Annotated in this window: 24 protein-coding genes; 16 read left to right on the top strand and 8 right to left on the bottom strand. The window is 60.9% G+C overall.

Features of this window, described 5'->3' with window-relative positions; genetic code table 11:
* The first annotated feature begins 93 nt into the window (after positions 1 to 93).
* From bioH to GSR16_RS19380, 4 genes are all read left to right on the top strand, one after another.
* Positions 94 to 858, top strand: a complete 765-nt coding sequence (gene bioH, locus GSR16_RS19395; protein ID WP_159880270.1) for a pimeloyl-ACP methyl ester esterase BioH — start codon at positions 94 to 96, stop codon at positions 856 to 858.
* Positions 855 to 1,769 (top strand): malonyl-ACP O-methyltransferase BioC, encoded by a 915-nt coding sequence (gene bioC / locus GSR16_RS19390; protein WP_159880268.1) that lies wholly within the window; start codon positions 855 to 857, stop codon positions 1,767 to 1,769. Before bioH ends, bioC begins: the two co-directional genes overlap by 4 nt.
* A 167-nt stretch (positions 1,770 to 1,936) precedes the next feature.
* Positions 1,937 to 2,827 (top strand): patatin-like phospholipase family protein, encoded by an 891-nt coding sequence (locus GSR16_RS19385; RefSeq protein ID WP_420837514.1) that lies wholly within the window; start codon positions 1,937 to 1,939, stop codon positions 2,825 to 2,827.
* A gap of 153 nt (positions 2,828 to 2,980) precedes the next feature.
* The gene (locus GSR16_RS19380; protein ID WP_159880266.1) at positions 2,981 to 3,634 is read left to right on the top strand and encodes a glutathione S-transferase family protein; all 654 of its coding nucleotides are present in this window, start codon (positions 2,981 to 2,983) and stop codon (positions 3,632 to 3,634) included.
* A gap of 6 nt (positions 3,635 to 3,640) precedes the next feature.
* On the opposite strand, the gene dinB is transcribed toward GSR16_RS19380, so the two are convergent.
* The 3 genes from dinB to GSR16_RS19365 form a co-directional block, all read right to left on the bottom strand.
* Positions 3,641 to 4,705 (bottom strand): DNA polymerase IV, encoded by a 1,065-nt coding sequence (dinB, locus tag GSR16_RS19375; protein WP_159880264.1) that lies wholly within the window; start codon positions 4,703 to 4,705, stop codon positions 3,641 to 3,643.
* A gap of 10 nt (positions 4,706 to 4,715) precedes the next feature.
* Positions 4,716 to 5,024 carry an Rdx family protein gene (locus tag GSR16_RS19370; protein ID WP_159880254.1) on the bottom strand — a complete coding sequence of 103 codons (309 nt, stop codon included), beginning with the start codon at positions 5,022 to 5,024 and terminating at the stop codon, positions 4,716 to 4,718.
* Positions 5,025 to 5,419: 395 nt separating this feature from the next.
* On the bottom strand, positions 5,420 to 5,893 hold the full coding sequence (locus GSR16_RS19365) for a copper chaperone PCu(A)C (protein WP_159880252.1): 474 nt from the start codon (positions 5,891 to 5,893) through the stop codon (positions 5,420 to 5,422).
* A gap of 183 nt (positions 5,894 to 6,076) precedes the next feature.
* Here GSR16_RS19365 and GSR16_RS19360 point away from each other — a divergent pair, with 183 nt between their 5' ends.
* From GSR16_RS19360 to GSR16_RS19340, 5 genes are all read left to right on the top strand, one after another.
* The gene (locus GSR16_RS19360) at positions 6,077 to 6,721 is read left to right on the top strand and encodes a MarC family NAAT transporter (protein WP_159880250.1); all 645 of its coding nucleotides are present in this window, start codon (positions 6,077 to 6,079) and stop codon (positions 6,719 to 6,721) included.
* A 77-nt stretch (positions 6,722 to 6,798) separates the two neighbouring features.
* The gene (locus GSR16_RS19355) at positions 6,799 to 7,620 is read left to right on the top strand and encodes an AraC family transcriptional regulator (RefSeq protein WP_159880248.1); all 822 of its coding nucleotides are present in this window, start codon (positions 6,799 to 6,801) and stop codon (positions 7,618 to 7,620) included.
* Positions 7,621 to 7,693: 73 nt separating this feature from the next.
* Positions 7,694 to 8,089 carry a GFA family protein gene (locus GSR16_RS19350; RefSeq protein ID WP_159880246.1) on the top strand — a complete coding sequence of 132 codons (396 nt, stop codon included), beginning with the start codon at positions 7,694 to 7,696 and terminating at the stop codon, positions 8,087 to 8,089.
* A complete protein-coding gene (locus GSR16_RS19345) occupies positions 8,086 to 8,802 on the top strand; it encodes an AzlC family ABC transporter permease (protein WP_159880244.1) in 717 nt (238 codons plus the stop codon). Before GSR16_RS19350 ends, GSR16_RS19345 begins: the two co-directional genes overlap by 4 nt.
* Positions 8,799 to 9,119, top strand: coding sequence for an AzlD domain-containing protein (locus GSR16_RS19340; protein WP_159880242.1), 321 nt, complete (start codon positions 8,799 to 8,801; stop codon positions 9,117 to 9,119). The genes GSR16_RS19345 and GSR16_RS19340 overlap by 4 nt, the downstream gene beginning before the upstream one ends.
* A gap of 110 nt (positions 9,120 to 9,229) precedes the next feature.
* On the opposite strand, the gene rodA is transcribed toward GSR16_RS19340, so the two are convergent.
* From rodA to GSR16_RS19315, 5 genes are read right to left on the bottom strand one after another with little or no spacing between them, the layout of a single operon-like run.
* Positions 9,230 to 10,330, bottom strand: a complete 1,101-nt coding sequence (rodA, locus tag GSR16_RS19335) for a rod shape-determining protein RodA (protein WP_205677466.1) — start codon at positions 10,328 to 10,330, stop codon at positions 9,230 to 9,232.
* Entirely contained in the window at positions 10,305 to 12,245 is a 1,941-nt protein-coding gene (mrdA, locus tag GSR16_RS19330) for a penicillin-binding protein 2 (protein WP_240902545.1), read from the bottom strand. The genes rodA and mrdA overlap by 26 nt, the downstream gene beginning before the upstream one ends.
* Positions 12,246 to 12,248: 3 nt before the next feature.
* Positions 12,249 to 12,752 carry a rod shape-determining protein MreD gene (gene mreD / locus GSR16_RS19325; RefSeq protein WP_159880240.1) on the bottom strand — a complete coding sequence of 168 codons (504 nt, stop codon included), beginning with the start codon at positions 12,750 to 12,752 and terminating at the stop codon, positions 12,249 to 12,251.
* Between the two features lie 2 nt (positions 12,753 to 12,754).
* Positions 12,755 to 13,660, bottom strand: a complete 906-nt coding sequence (mreC, locus tag GSR16_RS19320) for a rod shape-determining protein MreC (protein ID WP_159880238.1) — start codon at positions 13,658 to 13,660, stop codon at positions 12,755 to 12,757.
* A 53-nt stretch (positions 13,661 to 13,713) separates the two neighbouring features.
* Entirely contained in the window at positions 13,714 to 14,757 is a 1,044-nt protein-coding gene (locus GSR16_RS19315; RefSeq protein ID WP_045846501.1) for a rod shape-determining protein, read from the bottom strand.
* Positions 14,758 to 15,067: 310 nt separating this feature from the next.
* Between GSR16_RS19315 and gatC the strand changes: the two genes are divergently transcribed.
* The 7 genes from gatC (at position 15,068) to GSR16_RS19280 (ending at position 22,234) form a co-directional block, all read left to right on the top strand.
* Positions 15,068 to 15,355: an Asp-tRNA(Asn)/Glu-tRNA(Gln) amidotransferase subunit GatC gene (gene gatC, locus GSR16_RS19310; protein ID WP_159880236.1), complete on the top strand. Its 288-nt coding sequence runs from the start codon at positions 15,068 to 15,070 to the stop codon at positions 15,353 to 15,355.
* A 127-nt stretch (positions 15,356 to 15,482) separates the two neighbouring features.
* A complete protein-coding gene (gene gatA / locus GSR16_RS19305) occupies positions 15,483 to 16,934 on the top strand; it encodes an Asp-tRNA(Asn)/Glu-tRNA(Gln) amidotransferase subunit GatA (RefSeq protein ID WP_159880234.1) in 1,452 nt (483 codons plus the stop codon).
* 64 nt (positions 16,935 to 16,998) lie between these two features.
* Complete coding sequence (gene gatB / locus GSR16_RS19300; protein ID WP_159880232.1) at positions 16,999 to 18,426, top strand: Asp-tRNA(Asn)/Glu-tRNA(Gln) amidotransferase subunit GatB; 1,428 nt, start codon at positions 16,999 to 17,001, stop codon at positions 18,424 to 18,426.
* 382 nt (positions 18,427 to 18,808) lie between these two features.
* The gene (mraZ, locus tag GSR16_RS19295; protein ID WP_159880230.1) at positions 18,809 to 19,255 is read left to right on the top strand and encodes a division/cell wall cluster transcriptional repressor MraZ; all 447 of its coding nucleotides are present in this window, start codon (positions 18,809 to 18,811) and stop codon (positions 19,253 to 19,255) included.
* Positions 19,252 to 20,214: a 16S rRNA (cytosine(1402)-N(4))-methyltransferase RsmH gene (gene rsmH / locus GSR16_RS19290; protein WP_240902544.1), complete on the top strand. Its 963-nt coding sequence runs from the start codon at positions 19,252 to 19,254 to the stop codon at positions 20,212 to 20,214. The genes mraZ and rsmH overlap by 4 nt, the downstream gene beginning before the upstream one ends.
* A complete protein-coding gene (gene ftsL, locus GSR16_RS19285) occupies positions 20,211 to 20,483 on the top strand; it encodes a cell division protein FtsL (RefSeq protein ID WP_159880226.1) in 273 nt (90 codons plus the stop codon). Before rsmH ends, ftsL begins: the two co-directional genes overlap by 4 nt.
* A complete protein-coding gene (locus tag GSR16_RS19280) occupies positions 20,483 to 22,234 on the top strand; it encodes a peptidoglycan D,D-transpeptidase FtsI family protein (RefSeq protein WP_159880224.1) in 1,752 nt (583 codons plus the stop codon). Before ftsL ends, GSR16_RS19280 begins: the two co-directional genes overlap by 1 nt.
* Positions 22,235 to 22,238: the final 4 nt, after the last annotated feature.

Raw genomic sequence — 22,238 nt, 5'->3', positions numbered from 1 at the left:
CGGCAGCCCGCCGTGCTGCTCGGGCAGGTGCGGGCGGTTTTCTTTTCATGCCGCTACTTGCGAAAATTGCCACGCCCCCCCATTTAACTGCCCATGAATCTGTTTGTTGAAAGCCGTGGCCGTGGCCCGGATGTGGTCATGTTGCATGGCTGGGGTCTGCATGGCGGGGTGTTCGACCGCGTTGCCAGCCAGCTGGCCGACCATTACTGCGTCCATCTGGTCGACCTGCCCGGCCATGGTGCATCCGCCCCCCTGGCGCGCTTTGACGCCGACGAAGTGGCCGACCTGGTCGATGCCCAATTCCCCTTTCCGGTACAAGTTGTCGGCTGGTCGCTGGGCGGGCTGATTGCCCAGCACTGGGCGGCCCGTCATCCGGACAAGGTCAAAAGTCTGGCACTGGTGGCCACCAGCCCGCGTTTTGTGCGCGACGATTCCTGGCCGCATGCCCAGCAGCGTGCCGCCATCGAAGCCGTGGGGGCCAGCCTGGATAGCGCCTTCGAACAGACGCTGGAGCGCTTTCTGGCCTTGCAGATGATGGGTGCCCCGGCGGCACGCGACACGGTCAAGGCTGTGCGCGAACAATTGTTTGCCCATGGCCGGCCACAAGGTTTGCTGCCGGCACTGGAGCTGCTGCTGGAAGCCGACGCACGCGCGCTGGCCGGGCAGATCCATTGCCCGGTGGCACTGTTTTTCGGGGTGCGCGACGCCATTACCCCCATTGGCGCTGGCCGCTGGCTGCAAGCCGAACTGGCCGACGCCACCCTGCATGAATTCACCCAGGCTTCGCATGCGCCATTTTTGTCCCATCAGGACGAGTTTGTCGCCAAGCTGGCCCAGCATCTGGAAGCCTCTGCATGAGCGAAGCGTTTTACACCGACAAAGACCGTATCCGTGCCTCATTCGAACGCGCGGCCGCCAGTTATGATGCTGCCGCCGTATTGCAGCGCGAGGTGTCCGACCGCATGGCCGAACGCCTGTCTTACATCAAGCACCAGCCACAAGTGATTCTGGATGCCGGCACCGGCACCGGCTATGGTGCCGCCCAGCTGCGCACCCAATACCCCGATGCCCAGATTGTCGAGCTGGACCTGGCCCACGCCATGCTGTGCGCCTCGCGCGAGCGTCAGCGCGCCGGTGACGGCCTGCTGAAAAAACTGTTCAAGCGCAGCCAGCCCTGGCAGGTGTGTGCCGACGTGGAAAGACTGCCGCTGGCCGATAACAGCGTGGACATGATCTGGTCCAACCTCACCATTCAATGGGTGAACATTCCGGACAGCGTGTTCAGCGAATTCGAGCGCGTGCTCAAGCCGGACGGCATGCTGATGTTTTCCACCCTGGGCCCCGACACCCTGTTTGAGCTGCGCGAGGCCTTTGGCGGTGTGGACCATGCCACCCACGTCAACCAGTTCATCGACATGCACGACCTGGGCGATGCGCTGATGCGGGTGGGCTTTGCCGAGCCGGTGATGGACATGGACAAGATCGTGCTCACCTACGACAAGGTGCGCGACGTGATGCACGACCTCAAGGCCATCGGCGCACACAACGCCACCCGCGACCGCAGTCGTGGCCTGATGGGCAAGCAGGCCTGGCAGCGGGTGGAGGTCCACTATGAAGCCCGCCGCCGCGACGGCAAGCTGCCGGCCACTTACGAAGTGGTGTATGGCCATGCCTGGAAAAGCACGCTGAAGAAAAAGGGCAATACCCTGCCGGATGGCCGTCAGGTGATCGAATTCGTCAAACCGGGCAGCTGGCCGGGCAAGGTCTGAGGTCTTTGATGCCGAACGGCCTGCGCGACAGCCTCCGCCGGATCCGCCCGGGGTCTGGTGCTGTCCGCAGGCATGATTTCCTGAGCGCTGCCGGGAACCATGCTGCACCGCAGTAATCGAATGATCCCATTACGCATTCAACCCCGTCACTACCCGTACCCGCTATCATGATGCTCCTACGCCGCCTGATGCCGGCCAGCCTGCTGGTCCTGCTGGCCGCCTGTACCATTACCCAACCCAAAACTGAAATCACTGCTCCGAAAGTCCCGGTCAAGCCGCGCGTTGCGCTGGCACTGGGTGGTGGGGCGGCCAAAGGCTTTGCCCACATCGGTGTCATCAAGGTGCTGGAAGCCAACGGCATTGTGCCTGACATCATCACCGGCACCAGCGCAGGCAGCGTGGTGGGCAGCCTGTATGCCTCCGGCCTGAACGGCATGCAGCTACAGGCCAAGGCCATGCAGCTGGACGAATCCGAACTGACCGACTGGACCTTATCCACCAAGGGCTTTCTCAAGGGTGAGAAGCTGGAGAACTACATTAATACCCAGCTGGGTAACCGCCCCATCGAGAAGCTGCCACGCCGCTTGGGCATCGTCTCCACCGAGCTGGATTCCGGTCAGAAAGTGGTGTTCCGCACCGGCAATACCGGCCAGGCGGTGCGGGCTTCAGCCAGCATTCCCAATGTCTTCCTGCCGGTGGTGATAGGTGGCAAGCGTTATGTCGATGGCGGGCTGGTCAGTCCGGTGCCAGTATCGGCAGCACGCGAGATGGGGGCCGATTTTGTCATTGCGGTGGATATTTCGGCCAAGCCCAAGGCCGGCAAGGCTACCGGTCTGTTCTCCATGCTGGACCAGAGTTTCAACATCATGAGCGGCCCCACGCTGGCGGCCGAGCTGAAACAGGCCGACCTGGTGATTCGCCCGAATGTGCTGAATATCGGCTCGGCTGACTTTGAAGCCCGCCACCAGGCCATTCTGGAGGGCGAAAAGGCTGCGCAGCAGCTGATGCCACTGCTGCGCAGTCGCTTGCAGCAAAAGGCGCTGGCACTGGCGCACTAAGCGCTACCCGGCTGGCCGCCGCCATGAAAGATGGCATAATGCAGGCGTTGTGGGTCAAGGCGGCCTGACAACGCCTGTTTTGCCATGTGCCGCGTGCGGTGCAGTGCAAAGCATCCATATTCACTTCAGGGCAGAGCCCGCAAGGAAATCCGCATGATCAAGCTCTACGGCGTGCCGCTGTCTGCCTACTACAACAAGGTGAAGATTGCCTTGCTGGAGAAGGGTGTCAACTTCCAGGAAGTACCGATGCGCCCTTCGCAGGAACCGGCCATGCTGGAACAAAGCCCGATGGGCAAGATTCCCTATGTTGATATCAACGGCCATGCCCTGTCCGAATCCACGGTGATTCTGGAATGGCTGGAAGATGCCTACCCCACCGCCGCCTTGCTGCCGCCCACCCCGAATGGCCGTGCCAGCGCGCGCGAGCTGATGAGCATTATGGATCTGTACCTGATGCCGGCAGTGGGCCCGTTATACCGTCACCTGCTGTTTGGTGCCGCGCTGGATGATGCCGCCAAGGACAGTGCGCGTGCGGCGATCGAACGCAGCCTGCTGGCGCTGTCGCGCCTGGTGCAGTACGGCCCGTGGCTGGCCGGCGAGTATTTCAGCTTTGCCGACATTTCCGCCGCCTGTGTGCTGCCGCTGGTGGCCTCGTCCACGCAGCAAATCTATGGTGAAGATCTGACTACCATCATTCCGGGTATTGCAGACTACCTGGCCTTGCTGGGCAAGCGTGCCAGCGTGGCCCGCATGTGGCAGGACAGCGCCGCTGCCCGTGCTGCTTTTATGGAAGCCCGCCAGCAGTAAGCCTGTCTACAGCGACTCAAACAGCGGTAATTGCTGTGGCTGGTCGGCTTCGTCGGCCAGCCTTACCCCCACCCCCACCAGCCGTACCGGTCGCTGGCCGCGCTCGAAGGCGATGCCCAGCAGCTCGGTATAGTCTGCGGCTGTCAATTGTCGGCCAGTCTGCTCTGCGGTGGTCTGGCTGAAGTCGGCAAACTTCAGTTTCACGCTCAGTCCCTTGAATGGCGGGTTCTCCGCTCGTGCAATGCGGCCCTGCAGCTTGGCCATCAGCTCTGGCAGCTTGTCCAGGCAGGCGCTCAGGTCTGGCAGATCCTGTACATAGGTTTCTTCCACGCTAATGGATTTGCGGCTGCGGTCAGTGCTGACCGGTCGGTCATCCTGGCCCCGGGCCAGTGCGTACAGGCGTTCGCCAAAGCGGCCGAAATGCCGCATCAGGTCCACCACCTCCCATTGGCGCAGCTCACTGCAGCGATGGATGCCCAGCTTTTTCAAATGGGCTGCGGTCACCTTTCCCACACCATGAATCTTTTCCACGGGCAGGCTCAGCACAAAATGGTCGACATCTTGCGGGCGGATCACGAACTGCCCGTCGGGTTTGTTCCAGTCACTGGCAATCTTGGCCAGAAACTTGTTGGGCGCAATACCCGCCGAGGCGGTTATGCCGACTTCGGCCTGAATCTGGCGGCGAATGGCCGTGGCCATCAGAGTGGCGCTGCCTTGCTCGTGCGGCTGGGTGCTGACATCCAGATAGGCCTCATCCAGCGATAGCGGCTCGATCAGCGGGGTGTAGCGCTCATAGATGGCCATGATCTGCTGGCTGGCCGTGCGATAGCGGGCCATGTCAGGGGGGAGGATGAGTAGCTGTGGACACAGACGCAGCGCCCGTGCCGATGACATGGCGCTGTGCACGCCAAAGCGGCGGGCGATGTAGTTGCAAGTGGCAATCACGCCGCGGCTGTCCGGCTGCCCGCCCACGGCTAGCGGGATATCTCGCAGCGCCGGGTTGTCGCGCATTTCAATGGCGGCATAAAAGCAGTCGCAATCGACATGGATGATCTTGCGTTGGCCGGTCATGCTGCGGCTATCAGTCGGCAGCGCGCTCGCTGTGACCCAATGACTTGTCCGGTGCCACCCGGTCGCGCACCAGCTGCTTGAGCTGCTTGATGTCGGGGAAGCCGCCATCTTGCTTGCGGTCCCAGATTTGCTCGCCATCCACACAGACACGGAACACGCCGCCGTTGCCGGGGCGCAGGGCCACTTCGGCCAGTTCTTTTTCAAAGGTGGTGAGCAGTTCCTGCGCCATCCAGGCAGCACGCAACATCCAGCGGCAACCGGTGCAATATTCGATGCTGATACGGGGGAGTACTGAAGAGGAGCGCGTGGTGTGGGTCATGGCTGGCTGGCAAATGAAGTATGCCGGATAGCATAACGCAGAATGAGGAAAAATCCGCCGGTTCCCTGAGTCGATCTATTTATTTGACGGGCCTTGCTGTGCAAGGTCCGCTCCTCCATCGTGTTGACTCTTTTGGTGCAGACTTGGCGCTTACTACTGTTAGGGTAACCGGCGGACTGAGCAGTACAGAGCGTTGTTCAACTCAATTTCCGGACGCCAGTTTGCCCAAGCTTGGTGCAGCGGTAAAGCGAATACTCTAACAAGGGCCATATGCTGCATTGCACGATGTCACATTGGCGCAACGCCAGGCAGAAAAATGCCCGCTTTTGCGGGCATGCGGATGATTTGGCCAGAAAATTCACTACTCTGGCAGTGAATTTCACTGGCTGCAGCCTTTAGTGGCCACTGTGTTCCATTGCGGCCGGAGCATCTTTTTCCACCTGGACATCCACGGTAATACTGCCGGACCTGGCAAACTTCAAGGTCAGCGGGAAATGGTCGCCAGCCTTGAGCGGCTGTTTCAGGCCCATCAGCATGATGTGATAGCCGCCCGGTGCAAATTTCACTTCACTCCCCGCAGCCACGGCAACGCCGCCGCTGACTTCACGCATGCGCATCACGCCGTTGTCGTTGAGGTGGACATGCAATTCGGCCTTGTCGGCGCGCGGTGTGCTGACAGACAGCAGGGTGTCGGCTTCCTTGCCCTTGTTCTTGATGCTCAGATAGGCCGCGCCGGTGGGGCTGGCTTCTGGCATGGCCCGGCTCCAGGGATGGCCCAGTTCCAGTGTGCCTAGCGTGAAGCTGTGGGCAGACACGGTTGCCGCCAGCAGCAGGCCGGACAGCAGGGTAAACAGACGGGGCAGGGACATGGACATCTCCGGTGTTGGGTTGCGGGCAAATTAGCATAGTTCAGACCCAGTTGCCTGCGACAAAGTGCCGCAGACAGCAGATTGCCGGGATGCGACATCGCACAGGGACAGGCACGACGCCGGGCTATCATTTACCCGACAGATAATTATAATCGTTAGCTTATATTTAATGGTTTTGTCATCATGCTGGAAACCCTGTCGCTGAAGTTCCTGTTTGGTGGTCTGCTCAGCCTGATCACGATTACCAATCCACTGTCCAAGATTCCGCTGTTCATCTCGCTGACTCAGGACATGAGCGAAGCCGGGCGAGCCAACCAGGCGCGTCGTGCCTGCCTGTTTGCCGCGGCCATCATGCTGGTCAGCCTGCTGGCCGGTAATCTCATCATGACCGCCTTCGGTATTTCCTATGGCGCGCTGCGCATTGCCGGCGGGTTGGTGGTGGCGGTGCTGGGCTATCGCATGCTGTTTCTGTCGCAGGACCCGGGTATGGCGCCCAAAACCGGGGAACGCGAGGACTATGCTTTTTTTCCGCTGGCCATGCCCGGCATCAGTGGGCCTGGCACTATCGCGGTGGTGATCGGCATTTCCACCGAAATTGCCGAACTGGCTGGCTGGCCGGCCAAAGCGCTGGCCTTTGGCATGACCTTTGCTGCCATTGCCGCCACCAGCCTGGGCATGTGGCTGGTGCTGCGCTCCTCAGCCATGATTTCCGCCCGCTTGGGCCGAGGCGGGCGTGAGGTGACGACCAGGCTGATGGGCTTTTTACTGATTTGCGTGGGTGTGCAATTTGTCGGCTCCGGCATTCGCACCTTCATGGCCGGCTCCTGAGACGGCAAGATCGTTCAAGTTTTCAGCCTGAGGCTGTGCCAGAATAAGCGGGACGCTGTCTGTCCCGGTCTCCTGTCATGTCTGAATCTGAATACTCCCGTTTCTTCCGCGCCGACGATATCGCGCCGCTGGAATGCCTGGATGCCTTTTACCGGGAACAGGTATTTGCGCCGCATTTTCACGAAGAATATGTGGTGAATGCCCTGCTGGCCGGGGCGCAGGCTTATCGTCATCGCGGGGGCAATCATATTGCCGGGGTGGGCGCGCTGGTGTTGATGAACCCCGGCGAGGTGCATACCGGAGAGTGCGCCCACCAGCAGGGCTGGGCCTATCGCGGTTTTTATCCTTCCGCCGCGCTGATCTGCCAGCTGGCGGCCGACATTAGCGGCCAGCCCGGCGTCACCCCGTATTTCCGCGAAACCGTGGTCTTTGATCCGCCGCTGGCGGCACAGCTTAACCAGCTGCACCAGCTGCTGCGCGACAGCCGGGATGCCTTGCAGCGCGAATCGGCCCTCTATGCCGTGTTCAGTCAGGTGGTGCAGCGGCACATGCTGATTACCGAGCGGCGGCAGCGACCGTGGCCGCAGGCGGTGGAGCGTGCCCGCCAGATGCTGGCCGACTGCGTGGCAGATAATCTGTCGCTGGCTACGCTGGCAGAGGCTGTTGGCTTGTCGCCATGGCAGCTTAACCGGCAGTTTTCCCGTCACCTTGGCCTGCCACCGGTGGCCTGGCGCAATCAGTTGCGGGTGGTGCGGGCGCGTCAGCTGCTGGCTGGCGGCCACAGCCCGGCCATGGCGGCACAAGCGCTGGGTTTTTCCGACCAGCCACACCTCACCCGCGTGTTTCGCCAGGCGCTGGGCATTACGCCGGCGGCCTACCAGCGCAGCCTCCGGCGCTGAGCGCAAGATCGTTCAAGCTGGCAAGCAATTGGCATGGTAGGGTAGGACTGTTCCCAATCATGATTCCCTGCCCATGTCTTATACCGGCTCCTGTCATTGCGGCGCAGTACGCTTTCGTCTGCATGCCGAACCTGAAGAACTCACTACCTGTGATTGTTCACTGTGCGTGAATAAAAACGCACTGATGACGCGGGTGCATGAAAGCCAGCTGGAGATCCTGTCCGGTGCCGAGGCGCTGAGCGAGTACCGCTGGAATACCGGCATTGCCCGCCATTTCTTCTGCCAGCATTGCGGCATCTACACCTTTCACCGCAAGCGCGCGATGCCGGATCACTATGGCGTCAACATTCACTGTCTGGACGATTACGACTATCGGCAGTTGCCGGTGCGTGCCACAGAAGGGGCCAACATGAGCCTGCATGGCGACAGCCTGCGCGAGGTATGGCCCGGCCCGCGGGAGGCATCATGACGCATGCCCTCAACCGCCGTGCACTGCTGCTGGAAGGTGCACGCGATACCGTGCCCATGCTGGTGGGGGCGGCCCCGTTCGGGGTGATTTTCGGCACGCTGGCCATTGCGGCCGGCTTGTCCCCGGCCACTGCACTTGGCATGTCGGTGCTGGTGTTTGCCGGTTCTTCCCAGTTCATCGGCGTCAGCCTGATCGGTGCCGGCACTGCCTTGCCGGTGTTGTGGCTCACCACCTTTGTAGTAAACCTGCGCCATGCGCTGTACAGCGCCACCTTGCTGCCCTATGCCCGTGACTGGCCCTTGCGCTGGCGCTGGCCGCTGGCTTTCTGGCTGACCGATGAAACCTTTGCCGTGGTGGAGCATCGCTTCCGCACCAAGGGTACGGATGGTGGCCAGTGGTACTGGCTGGCGTCGTCACTGGCCATGTATGGCAACTGGTTGTTCTGGACGATGGTGGGGGTGAGCCTGGGGCAGTCCTTGCCGGGTCTGGCCACGCTGGGGCTGGACTTTGCCATGGGGGCCACTTTTGCAGCCATCGTGGCTCCGCAGCTCAAGCGCCGCCCCGCACTGGGTGCCGCACTGGCCGCCAGCGTGGTGGCCATGCTGGGACGCGGCCTGCCGTACAAGCTGGATCTGATGCTGGCTGCGGTGGTGGGGGTGGCTAGCGGGCTGCTGCTGGAACAGTGGAACAAACGTAAGGAGCAGGCTGCATGAACCATTGGCTTGCCATTGTCGGCATGATGGTGCTGACGGTACTGATTCGCGCCAGTTTTCTGGTATTCGGCCAGCGGCTGGCTTTTCCGGACTGGCTGAACCGCGCGCTGCATTACGTGCCGCCGGCAGTACTGTCGGCGCTGGTGGTGCCGATGGCGCTGGCACCAGCTGGCAATATCGACATCAGCCTGCATAATGCCTATCTGCCCTGCATCATCGTGGCCGCGCTGGTGGCGTGGAAAAGCGGCAAGACCCTGCTGGCGATTGTGATCAGCTTTGTGGTGTACGGGGTGTGGCGCTGGGGGCTGGGGCTGTAAGACCCGCTAACAAACCCCCGCTACTGCGTCGGCACGCCTAGGCACGGATTCTCTACGCGGCTTTGTCCCGCGCGTGATGGCCAGACCGGTGTGGACGGTCTGGCGATAGCTTAACGCCGGGCATTGCCTATGCTCATCAGCATGCCCATGCCGACAAACAGTGTTACGGTTGCCGTGCCGCCATAGGATACGAAGGGCAGCGGCACGCCCACCACCGGCAGGATACCTGCCACCATGCCCATGTTGACGAAGGCGTAGACAAAGAAGGACAGGGTGATGGCACCGGCCATGGCGCGACCGTACAGGGTTTGCGCACCAGCGGTAATCATCATGGCGCGGCTGAGCACCAGAGTATAGAGAATCACCAGCAGCACATTGCCCACCAGACCGAACTCTTCCGAATACACGGCAAAGATGAAGTCGGTGGTGCGTTCCGGGATATAGTCCAGATGGGTCTGGGTGCCATTGAGCCAACCCTTGCCCCAGGGGCCGCCCGATCCGATGGCGATCATCGACTGGATGATGTGATAGCCCGCGCCCAGCGGGTCTTCCATCGGGTCTATCATGGTCATCACCCGGCGGCGCTGGTAGTCGTGCAGCATGTTCCACACCACCGGCATGCAGGCCCCGGCGGCAATCATCCCGCCCAGAATCACCTTCCACGGCAGGCCGACGAAGAACAGTACAAAGAAGCCGGAGGCGGCAATCAGCATGGTGGTGCCAAGATCGGGCTGTTTGAGCACCAGCGCGCAAGGGATGGCAATCATCACCGCGGCTACCAGGTAGTGCCACCAGCGCATCGACAGTTCGTATTTCTGGAAGAACCAGGCCAGCATCATCGGCAGAGCGATTTTCATGATCTCCGACGGCTGGATACGGGTGATGCCCAGCTCCAGCCAGCGGGTGGAGCCGTTAACCGTCACGCCCTTGAAATGCACAGCCAACAATAGCACCACCCCGATGCCGTAAATCGGCGGGGCAAAGTTCATGATGCTTTGCGGCCGGCTGCGCGCCAGCAGCCACATGATGCTGAGCGACAGCAGGGTATAGACCAGCTTGTTGTCGATCTTGTCCAGGCCCTGGTTATTGGCGGAATACAGCACCACCAGGCTCAGCGCGAAAATCAGGCCCAGAAACAGCATCAGCGGGCCATCAAGCGGAGCCTTGATGGTCAGCCACAGGCGTTTAATCAGATGTGGCTGCAGCGTCATCGGCAGTATCCATTGGCACGGTCTTCATGTCTCCGCTGATGGAGCCGGGGACCTTGCCGGTGATGTAATAGTCGAACAGGCCACGCGCGATCGGCGCAGCCGCAGCAGCACCGAAACCGGCGTTTTCCACGATGACAGCCACGGCAATGCGCGGTTTGTCCACCGGGGCAAAGGCCACGAACCAGGAGTGGTCGCGGTACTGCTCGGCCAGGGCTGAGGCGTTGTACTTGGCCCCCTGCTTGATGGCCACCACTTGTGCGGTACCAGTTTTGCCGGCCATGGTGTAGGGCAGGCCCACGCCCAGCCGCCAGGCGGTGCCACCCGGTTTCAGTACCGACTGCATGGCCGCCTTCACATACTCGAAGTTTTCCTTCTTGAATGGCAGTGTGCGATCAGGCTTGGCTTCGACCAGGCGGCTCTTGCCGGTTTTTGCATCCACCACCTCCTGCACCAGGTGCGGCTTGTACGCCACGCCCTCATTGGCCAGGATGGCCACGCCATTGGCCATCTGCAGCGGGGTGTAGGAGTTGAAGCCCTGACCGATGCCAATGCTCACTACGTCCGCCGGATACCAGCGGCGGAATTCTTCTTTATAACGGGCAAAACGCTTGGCCTTCCACTCCTTGGTGGGCAGCACGCCACTGGCTTCACCGTCCAGATCGATGCCGGTGGGACGGCCCAGGCCAAACTGGCCGACGGTGGGGGCAATCTTGTCTATGCCCATGTCCCAGGCCAGCTTGTAGAAGAAGGTGTCACTGGATACCTGGATGGCCTTGGCCAGATTGGCCGAGCCGTTGCCGTTCTTGTTGCTGTCGCGGAACTGATGGCTGGAGCCGGGCAGGGTGAAGAAGGCCGGTGCCGGGCGCACGTCATGCATGCCGATGGAGTGGGTTTCCAGCGCCGCCATCGAGACAAAGGGCTTGAAGGTGGAGCCGGGCGGGTAGGTGCCGCGCAGTGCGCGGTTGATCATCGGCTTTTGCCAGTCGCTGTTGAGCGCGGCCCAGCTTTGGCTGTCGATGCCGTCGATAAACAGATTGGGGTCGAAACCCGGCTTGGACAGGAAGGCCAGCACGCCGCCGGTTTGCGGGTCGATGGCCACCAGCGCGCCACGGCGATTGCCGAACAGCTTGTCGGCGACTTCCTGCAGGCGGATATCCAGCGCCAGTTTCAGATTGTTACCATTGACCGGCGGCGTGCGGCGCAGGCTGCGGATGGCGCGACCACCGGAGTCGGTTTCCACTTCCTCGAAGCCCACCTGACCGTGCAGATCGTCCTCGTACACCGCTTCCAGGCCGGTCTTGCCGATGTAGTTGGTCCCCTTGTAATTGGTGGTCTTGTCCTCGTCGTCCAGCTGCTCCTGGTCTTTCTGGTTGATGCGGCCTATATAGCCCAGTACGTGGCTGGTGAGTTCCTTGTAGGGGTAGTCGCGGAACAGCCGGGCCTTTACCTGTACGCCGGGGAAGCGCCAGGCATTGGCAGCCACCCGGGCAGCCTCCTCCTCGGTCAGCTTGACCTTGAGCGGGATGGATTCGAAATCCTTGGATTCGCCCTGCAGCTTCTTGAACAGTTTTTCGTCACGCGGGGTGATGTTGACCAGCTTTTTCAGCTCGGCAACGGTGGCGTTCATGTCCGGCATCTTGCTGGGCACCAGTTCCAGCGTATAGGCAGAATAGTTCTGCGCCAGAATCACGCCGTTACGGTCCATGATCAGCCCGCGATTGGGCAGGATGGGCAACAGAGAAATGCGGTTGTTTTGCGCCAGCGTGGAAAAGTGTTCGTACTGGTACACCTGCAGCCAGATAAAGCGGGCAATCAGCACGCAGAACATCAGCAGCATGAACACATAAGCCACGATCAGCCGGAGCTGGAATTGGCCGTCTTCAGCCTGCGGATTCTTGAAACGGGTAGGACGCACGACTTACACCGAGTGATGACGGTAAGGCAGTAGCAGCAGCTTGGTCAGCAGCGGCCACAGCAAGGCACCGATCAGGGGCGGCAGGAAATAGCTCCAGCCGACAAAGGCCGAGCCGGTGAGCATGCGCGCCACTACCATGATGCTCTGGTTGCACAGCATCAACCCCAGCACGCTCAGTGCCTGCTGACCCAGATTGAACATGATCAGCTGACGCTGGCGGCTCAGCGCCAGATAAGATGTGGCCGAGTAGGCCAGCGCGTGCTGCCCCAGCATGCCGGCGGTGGCGATATCGGCCACCAGTCCCATCAGGAAGGCAATACCCACATTCACCCGGCGCGGCTGGTTGATCACCCAGTACAGCAGTACCAGGCTGATGAAGTCTGGCAGCCAGCGGGTGGAGCCATGCGGAAGCGGAATCATTTCCACCAGCACCGCCAGCAGCAGGGTCATGAAAATGAAGCGGCGCTTGACCGGCTTGAGCAATTCCTTGGGGCGGTCGAACGACATGCTTACTCCGAATCGGCGGGCTTCTTGCCCTTGGTCTTTTTCACGGGCACAACCGGCTCGGCCGGACGCGGCGGTGTCTGGCCTTTTTGCTGCAATACCAGTACATAGCGGGTTTGTTGCACCCCGGCCAGCGGCTCGGTGGTGATACGGCTGAATGCCGCGCCGGCATTGCGTTCCACCTTGCTTACCCGCGCTACCGGCGTACCTTCCTGATACAGGCCGTCAATCCCGGAGGTGACAATGCTGTCACCTTCACGCACATCGGCATGCAGCGGCAGATAGCGGATTTCCACTCCGCCGCCATAGCCGTACAGAATGGCACGCTCGCCGGTACGGGCAATCATTACCGGTACCATCTGGTTCTTGTCGATGATCAGCGAAACTTCGGCAGTCAGCGGCTGTACCCGGGTAATCTGCCCCAGCAGGCCGCGTGCATCCACCACCGGCTGGCCCGGCTGCAGATTGGCATCGGCACCCTTGTCGATGATGATCTTGTAGGAGAAGGGGTCGCGACCGGTGTACAGGATTTCTGCCAGCTGGGCCGCATCGCTGCGGCCGGCCTTGATGGCGTTCAGGCCGCGTAGTTCGGTCAGTTCGCGCTCTACGGTTTCCAGCCTGGCCAGCCGGGCGGACATTTCCAGCTGGCGGGTGCGCAACTGGTCGTTTTCGCTTTTGAGGTCGGCCTGCACGGTGAAGTAGTCACCGAAATGGCGCACCATGCCCAGTGGCATGTTGACCACACGCTGCAGGGGATAGAGCACCAGCGACATGCCATCGCGGGCCTGTTCCATCAGTCCGTAGCGGCTATCGCCTACCAAAAGCGCGATAGAGGCCAGCACGCACAGGAACAGGCGTGTGCCGGGCTTGGGCCCGGAACGGAAAAAACTGGGGGTGTTGGCGAAGTCCATCAGGCGGTATGCCGCCCCTTGACGGGGCGGCAGCAACTCCGTTTAGGCAACAATCAGGGTACGTTGGTGAAAATGGTGCCGATCTTGTCCATTTTTTCCAGCGCCTTGCCCGAACCGCGTACCACGCAGGTCAACGGCTCTTCGGCCACGAATACCGGCAGGCCGGTTTCTTCGGCCAGCAGGCGGTCGATATCCTTCAGCAGCGCGCCACCACCGGTCAGCACCATGCCCTTGTCGGCAATGTCGGCACCCAGTTCCGGCGGGGTCTGTTCCAGGGCAATCTTCACCGCGGAGACGATCTGGTTCAGCGGTTCGGTCAGTGCTTCCAGAATTTCATTGGAAGACACGGTGAAGGCACGCGGAATGCCTTCGGCCAGATTGCGGCCCTTGACTTCCATTTCACGTACTTCGGCACCGGGGAAGGCCGAGCCGATGGTCTTCTTGATTTCTTCGGCAGTGGTTTCGCCAATCAGCATGCCGTAGTTGCGGCGAATGTAATTGATGATGGCTTCGTCAAACTTGTCACCGCCAACCCGTACCGAGTTGGAATACACCACGCCACCCAGCGAAATCACGCCAACTTCGGTGGTACCGCCACCGATGTCCACTACCATGGAGCCGGTCGGTTCCTCTACCGGCAGGCCGGCACCGATGGCAGCGGCCATCGGTTCTTCGATCAGCTCGACGCGGCGCGCGCCGGCAGCCAGGGCCGAGTCGCGGATCGCCTTGCGTTCCACCTGGGTGGAGCCGCAGGGTACGCAAATCACGATGCGCGGGCTGGCGGCAAAAAAGCGGTTGGGGTTCACCTTCTTGATGAACTGCTTGAGCATCTGCTCGGTGACAGTGAAGTCGGCAATCACGCCATCCTTCATCGGGCGGATGGCCTGGATCGAACCCGGCGTGCGGCCCAGCATCTTCTTGGCTTCCAGGCCGACGGCCAGGATGGATTTCTTATTGGTGGGGGCGTCGCTATGAATGGCGACTACCGACGGCTCGTCAAGCACGATGCCCTTGCCACGCATGTAGATGAGGGTGTTGGCCGTGCCAAGGTCGATGGCAAGGTCGTTGGAGAAGTATCCGGTGAGCGAACGAAACATTGGGCGGTCCTGGTTCAGTTTCCGTCAGTCGGGCGCGATGCGCGTCCGGCAAAATCTTAGCATGGGCTTGGCTTCCCGGTTTCCGACGTGGCGCAGCTTTCCAGACTAAGCTGGCGCTGCGGACGGCGGCTCCCCGGGGGGACATCATTGTTGCATTGCAGCGAAGAAATAAACAGCGTTATAACAGGTAGATAACCCTGTTGCCGCATGCGTCTTTCCTGTTGCGATGTGTGATGTCGATCTTGGGAGAATCAAACCCCTTATGATACCCTATAAAGCTTGAAATATTAAAGGTTTTAACGAGGACGCCATGTCTCTGACGCACCAGGATGTCGCGCGGATTGCCAAGCTTGCCCGCATCAACGTAAGCGATGAAGAAATCGCGGCAGTCGGCAACCAGCTTAACAATATTTTTGGCCTGATCGAGAAGATGCAGGCCGTCAACACCGATGGCATCGAACCGATGGCGCATCCGCAGGATGTAAGCCTGCGCCTGCGTGAAGACATCGTGACCCAGACCAACCAGCGCGAGGCATTTCAAGCGCTTGCCCCGCAGGTGGAAAAGGGTCTGTTCCTCGTTCCCAAGGTGATCGAGTGAGTCTCAGAGCAGCATGGTTTCGGATGGTTCCCGCTTGGGAATGGCTTTTTTCCGGGCCTGTGCTGCCGGCCTGCCGTGACAGGCGCACCCGCTCATCGATCCCAGCTTAACCGGATATCAAGACAAAATGACGAACGCCACCCTCAAGCAACTGTCGCAACAACTGGCGGCGGGCGCGGTGTCGAGCGTGGAATTGGCCACGCACTACCTCGACCGCATCGAGGCGCTGAACCCGCAGCTGAACGCCTTCATCACCGTAGACCGCGCCCGCACCCTGGCGGATGCCGCAGCTGCCGATGCCGCCCGTGCCGCCGGCCAGGCCGGGCTGCTCACTGGTGTGCCCATGGTGCACAAGGACATCTTCTGTCAGCAGGGCTGGAAAACCAGCTGCGGCTCGAAGATGCTGGACAACTTCATTTCACCCTACAGCGCCCATGTGGTGGAGCAGTGCAATGCCGCCGGCCTGATCACGCTGGGACGCGCCAATATGGACGAATTCGCCATGGGCTCGTCCAATGAAAACAGCTACTACGGTGCCGTGAAAAACCCGTGGGACCTGAACGCCATTCCCGGCGGCTCGTCCGGTGGTTCCGCTGCTGCTGTCGCTGCGCGCCTCACCCCGGTGGCTACCGCCACCGATACCGGCGGCTCCATCCGCCAGCCGGCCAGCCACTGCGGCGTCACCGGCATCAAGCCCACTTATGGCGTGGTATCGCGTTATGGCATGGTGGCTTATGCCTCTTCGCTGGATCAGGGCGGCCCGATTGCCCAGACCGCCGAAGACTGCGCGCTGATGCTGAACGTGATGGCCGGTTTTGACGAGCGCGACTCCACCAGTCTGGAACGTGCGCGGGAAGACTACACCCGCGAGCTGAACCAGCCGCTGGCCGGTTTGCGCGTGGGCCTGCCGCGCGAGTATTTTGCCGATGGTCTGGATGCCGACGTGGCCAAGGTGATTGAAGACGCGGTGGCCGAGCTGAAAAAGCAGGGCGCACAAGTGGTGGACATCAGCCTGCCCAACACCGAGCTGTCGATCCCGGCCTACTACGTGATTGCCCCGGCCGAGGCCTCCACCAACCTGTCGCGTTACGATGGCGTGCGTTACGGCCACCGTGCGGCAGAGTACAAGGACCTGGTGGACATGTATGAAAAGACCCGCGCCGAAGGTTTCGGTGCCGAGGTCAAGCGCCGCATTCTGGTGGGTAGCTATGTGCTGTCGCACGGCTATTACGATGCCTACTACCTGAAGGCACAAAAGATCCGCCGCCTGATCGCCAACGATTTCAAGGCCGCATTCGAGCAGTGCGACGTTATCCTGGGGCCGGTGGCACCGACTGCCGCCTTCAATATCGGCGAGAAATCCGGTGATCCGGTGCAGATGTATCTGTCCGATATCTACACCCTGTCGGTCAACCTGGCCGGCTTGCCTGGCATGAGCGTGCCGGCCGGTTTCGATCGCCGTGGCCGCCCGGTGGGCCTGCAGATCATCGGCAATTATTTTGGCGAAGCAAAAATGCTGAATGTGGCGCACCAGTTCCAGTTGGCTACCGACTGGCACACCCGCGCTCCCGCCCTGTAATCAAGATCGTGCAGGGGCGTGCGCTGCGCCCCCCTGACGACATAAGCAAAAGGATTTCTCCGCGATGAAATGGGAAGTCGTCATCGGTCTTGAGGTGCATGTGCAGCTCAACACCGCTACCAAGATTTTTTCCGGCACCAGTACCGCCTTTGGTGCCGAGCCCAACACCCAGGCCTCGGCCGTGGAACTGGCCTTTCCCGGTGTACTGCCGGTGCTGAACAAGGCCGTGGTGGAAAAAGCCATCCGCCTGGGCCTGGCACTGGGCTCGAAAATCAACCAGAAGAACGTATTTGCGCGAAAAAACTACTTCTACCCCGACCTGCCCAAGGGCTACCAGATCAGCCAGATGGAGCTGCCTATCGTCGAAGGCGGTGTGCTGCCGATTCTGGTGGGCGAGGAAGAAAAGTTGGTCAAGCTGACCCGTGCCCACATGGAAGAAGATGCTGGCAAATCGCTGCATGAAGACTTCAGCGGCATGACCGGCATCGACCTCAACCGCGCCGGCACCCCGCTGCTGGAAGTAGTCTCCGAGCCGGACATGCGCTCGCCGGAAGAGGCGGTGGCCTATGCCCGCGCCCTGCACAGCCTGGTGATGTGGCTGGGCATTTGCGACGGCAACATGCAGGAAGGCAGCTTCCGCGTTGACGCCAACGTTTCGGTGCGCCCGTTCGGTCAGCAGGAATTCGGTACTCGCCGCGAAATCAAGAACCTCAACTCCTTCCGCTTCCTCGAGCAGGCGATGAAGTACGAAATCCAGTGGCAGATCGACACCCTGGAAGACGGCGGCCGCGTGGAGCAGGCAACCGTGCTGTTCGACCCGGACAGCGGCGAAACCCGCATGATGCGCAGCAAGGAAGACGCGCACGACTACCGCTACTTCCCCGATCCGGACCTGCTGCCGGTACGTATCAGCGACGAGCAGATTGCCCGCATCTGCGGCGAAATGCCGGAACTGCCCAGCGCCATGAAGGCGCGTTTTGTCGAAGCCTTCAGCGTGTCGGCCTACGATGCGGCCCTGCTGACCGGCAGCCGCGCTACGGCGGAATATTTCGAAGCAGTTGCTCAGGCCTCCGGTCAGGGTAAGCTGGCGGCCAACTGGGTGAATGGTGAAATCGCTGCCCGCCTGAACCGCGAAGGCAAGGATATTGCCGACTGCCCGATTTCCGCCGAACGGCTGACCGGCCTGATCCTGCGCATTGCCGACAACACCCTGTCCAGCAAGCTGGCCAAACAGGTGTTTGATGCCTTGTGGGATAGCGATCTGTCCGCTGACGCCATCATCGAGCGCGATGGCCTGAAGCAGGTGTCCGACGTGGGTGCCATCGAAAAGATGGTGGAAGAAGCCATTGCCGCCAACCCCAAGGCGGTGGAGGAATTCCGCGCCGGCAAGGAAAAGGCGCTGAACGCCTTGGCCGGTCAGGTGATGAAAGCCTCCAAGGGCAAGGCCAATCCGGCTCAGGTGCAGGACATCCTGAAGCAGAAACTGGCTTGATGGCCCGCTGAAGCGCTGTCCCGGACAGTGTTTGCACGAACGGCATGCTGCGGCATGCCGTTCTGTTTTTGCATGCTCAGGCTTGCATTGCCGCCACGGCGCTGTGTAGTGACTGATCTTCAATGTGCATGTCATTAAAAATCATTGTGTTGCCTTCCTGCACCATTACAGTTCATAGCTCACTTTGATAGCCGTTATTAACCCACTGATTTGACACGGAAAGCACATTTTCACCCTGCCGCTAAGTCATTGTCGCAAAAGGTGAATTAGCGCCGAGTGATGTTGACCATGTTGAAGTTCTTTCTTATAGTGGCGGAAAGTGGGGTGAAGTGGGTAAAAGTGGGGCGACGGCCCCTCAACTTTCAGCGGTGGTGTCCAGGTCATGATTGGTGGAGTCAGCATTGTCTCTCTTGATAGCAAGGGTCGTTTGGCCATTCCGGCCAAGCACCGTGAGACACTGCTGTCCGCGTTTGGCCACAAGCTGGTTGTCACCCTCGAATCCCCCGACCATCTGCTGATTTATCCCGAACCCAACTGGCGTCCGGTCGAAGCCCGCCTTCTCGCCCTTCCCACCGGCAATCCCACGCTGAAACGCTACCAGCGCCTCGTGCTTGGCCACGCAGAAACGCTGGAAATGGACAGTGCCGGACGCATCCTGCTGCCTTCCCGCCTGCGCGAACTGGTCGGTCTCGACAAGGACGTGTCCCTGGTGGGCATGGGCAACCGCTTCGAGCTGTGGAATGCCGAGGAATGGGACAGCCAGACCACGGAAGCACTGGCTATCGACCAAGCCGATCTGGCACAACATCTTGGAGATTTTACGCTGTGAGTCCCACCCCGTACGTGCACCGCACGGTTCTGCTTGCCGAGGCTGTTGCCGCGCTCGCCATCAAGCCCGATGGCGTGTATGTCGACTGCACCTTCGGTCGAGGTGGCCATAGCCGGTTGATCCTGTCGCAACTGGGGCCGCAAGGTCGTCTGATTGCTTTTGACAAGGATCCGGAAGCCATTGCCGAGGCCGACAGGCTGGCGGCGGAAGATGCACGCTTCACCATTGTCCACAACGGTTTCGAGACCCTGAGTCAGGAACTGGCCCGCCTGGGTGTGGCCACGGTGAATGGTGTACTGATGGATCTGGGCGTGTCCTCACCCCAGATCGACGATGGCCGTCGCGGTTTCAGTTTCCGCTTCGACGCGCCGCTGGACATGCGCATGGACACCACGCGCGGCATTACTGCCGCCCAGTGGCTGGCCAGTGCGGAAGAAGACGAAATCAAAGAGGTCATCAAGACTTATGGTGAAGAGCGGTTTGCTCGCAAGATCGCAGCAGCCATTGTTGCGCAACGGGAGCTCGCTCCCATCCAGACCACGCGTGAGCTCGCCTTGCTCGTTGGGAAAAACGTCCGTACTCGGGAACCGGGTCAGGACCCAGCCACGCGTACCTTCCAAGCGATCCGGATCTTTGTGAATCGCGAGCTGGACGAGCTGAAAGCGGTATTGCCGCAAGCGGCCCGACATCTGGCGGAGGGTGGCCGGCTGGCCATCATCAGCTTTCACTCGCTGGAAGACCGTATCGTCAAACAGTACCTGCGCGATGCCAGCAGTGTGGAAAAGCTGCCTGCCTGGGTGATGGTGCGTGCCGAAGACATGGCCAGGCCACCGCTGGAGACCGTGGGCAAGCCGGTGCGCGCCAGCGAGGAAGAGGTGCGTGAAAACGCTCGTTCGCGCAGCGCCATCATGCGTATCGCCGAACGTACCGCCGCACCGTGGCGGGAGGGGGATGCATGAACCGCCTGTGCGCGATCCTTCTGGTGCTCGTCGTGGTGTCCGCCTGGTCGGTGGTCACCTCGCAGCACGTATCGCGCAGGCTTTACAGCGACCTGCAGAAAGAGCAGAAGTCCGCCCAGCAGCTGGAAGTCGAGTACGGCCAGCTGCAACTTGAGCAAAGTACCTGGGGGGCGCATGCGGTGATTGAAAAGGCCGCCGGCAGCCGTTTGGGTATGCACACGCCGGACCCGCGCCAGATCCAGGTGATTTCACCGCGAGGAGGTGCCTGATGCGCACCAGCTATTCAGCCCACCAGCGTGAACGTATCGCCGACGCCAGCCCTGCCCTGAAAATGACGGCAGGGCGTGTGCGTTTTGTGCTGTTGATGCTGGGCCTGCTGTTTCTGGCTTTGATTGGTCGGGCCATTTATCTGCAAGTGGTGCAGCAGGACTTCCTGCAAGGCCAGGGCGAGGCGCGTTTCCGCCGCGCCATGACGCTGGAAGCCAACCGCGGTGTGATTACCGATCGTAACGGCGAACCGCTGGCCATCAGCTCGCCGGTGCAAACCATCTGGGCCAGCCCGGCCGACATGGAGCCGGTGCCGCCGGCCAAGTTGCGCGAGCTGGGCCAGTTGCTGGATCTCGGCCCGGAAGAACTGGCCGCCAAGCTGTCCGACCGCAAGAAAGAATTTGTCTACATCAAGCGCCAGATCAGCCCGGAGCTGGCTGACAAGGTGATGGCACTGGGCATTCCCGGCATTGCCAAGCAGCAGGAATACCGCCGCTTTTATCCGGCTGGCGAAATCATCTCCCACATCATCGGCTTCACCGGGGTGGATGGCAAAGGCCAGGAAGGGGTGGAGCTGGCGCGCGAAAAAATGCTGGCCGGCAAGGATGGCCGTCGCGTGGTGATCAAGGATCGTCGTGGTCACATCATCGAAGATGTGGCCGCCATTGAACCGCCCAAGGACGGACAGACCCTGGCCCTGGCGGTGGATCACCGCATCCAGTATCTGGCTTACCGCGAAATCAAGGCGGCCGTGGAAGAAAACAAGGCCAAGGCCGGCAGTGTGGTGGTGCTGGATGCCAAGAGCGGCGAACTGCTGGCACTGGCCAACTTCCCCTCGTTCAACCCCAATAACCGGGTAGGCACCACACCGGAAATGCTGCGCAACCGCGCGGTGATCGACCTGTTCGAGCCGGGTTCCACCATGAAGCCGCTGTCGATTTCGCTGGCACTGGAACATGGCAAGACCACGGTCAACTCTGTGCTGGATACCCACACCTACATGATTGGCCCGGCCACCATCCGCGACGTGTCACCGCAGCCCAGCCTGAACATTCTGGGCATCATTCAGAAGTCGTCCAACGTTGGTACCAGCAAGCTGGCGCTGTTGAGCAGCCCGCAGGATTTCTGGACCTACTATGATGCGCTGGGTTTTGGCCGCGCCCCCAATACCGGCTTCCCCGGCGAGGCCGCCGGACGCCTGCGTGACTGGAAAAACTGGCGGCCTATCGAGCAGGCCACCATGTCCTTTGGCTATGGCGTATCGGTCAGCCTGCTCCAGATGGCGCGGGCTTACACCATTTTTACCAATGATGGCGTGATGCTGCCCATCTCTCTGTACAAAACCAGCAATCCGATGCCAGGCAAGCGGGTGCTGAGCGAAAAAACCGCGCATGAAATGCACGACTTGCTGGTGGCCAATAGCGAACCGGGCGGTGGCGCAGTTGGTGGCCGCATCATCGGTTACAGCATTGGTGGCAAGAGCGGTACGGCGCGCAAGCTGGAAGGCCGCACCTATGTGGCCAACAAGCACCGCGCCCTGTTCATGGGCTTTGCCCCGGGCAAGAACCCGAAACTGATTGTGGCCGTGATGATTGACGAACCCACGGCTGGCAAATACTACGGCGGTGCCATTTCCGCACCGGTGTTTTCCCAGGTGGCTGGCGGCGCGCTGCGCGTGCTGAATGTGCAGCCGGACGAGCCGTCTAACAACAGCTTGCTGCCGGATTCCACGCCGGTCCCTGCGGATTTTTGAAGAA

Source organism: Aquitalea denitrificans (genome assembly GCF_009856625.1).
Lineage (GTDB): Bacteria > Pseudomonadota > Gammaproteobacteria > Burkholderiales > Chromobacteriaceae > Aquitalea > Aquitalea denitrificans.
Note: the sequence above shows the minus strand (reverse complement) of the source record. Positions and strands in the feature narration are given on the sequence as shown.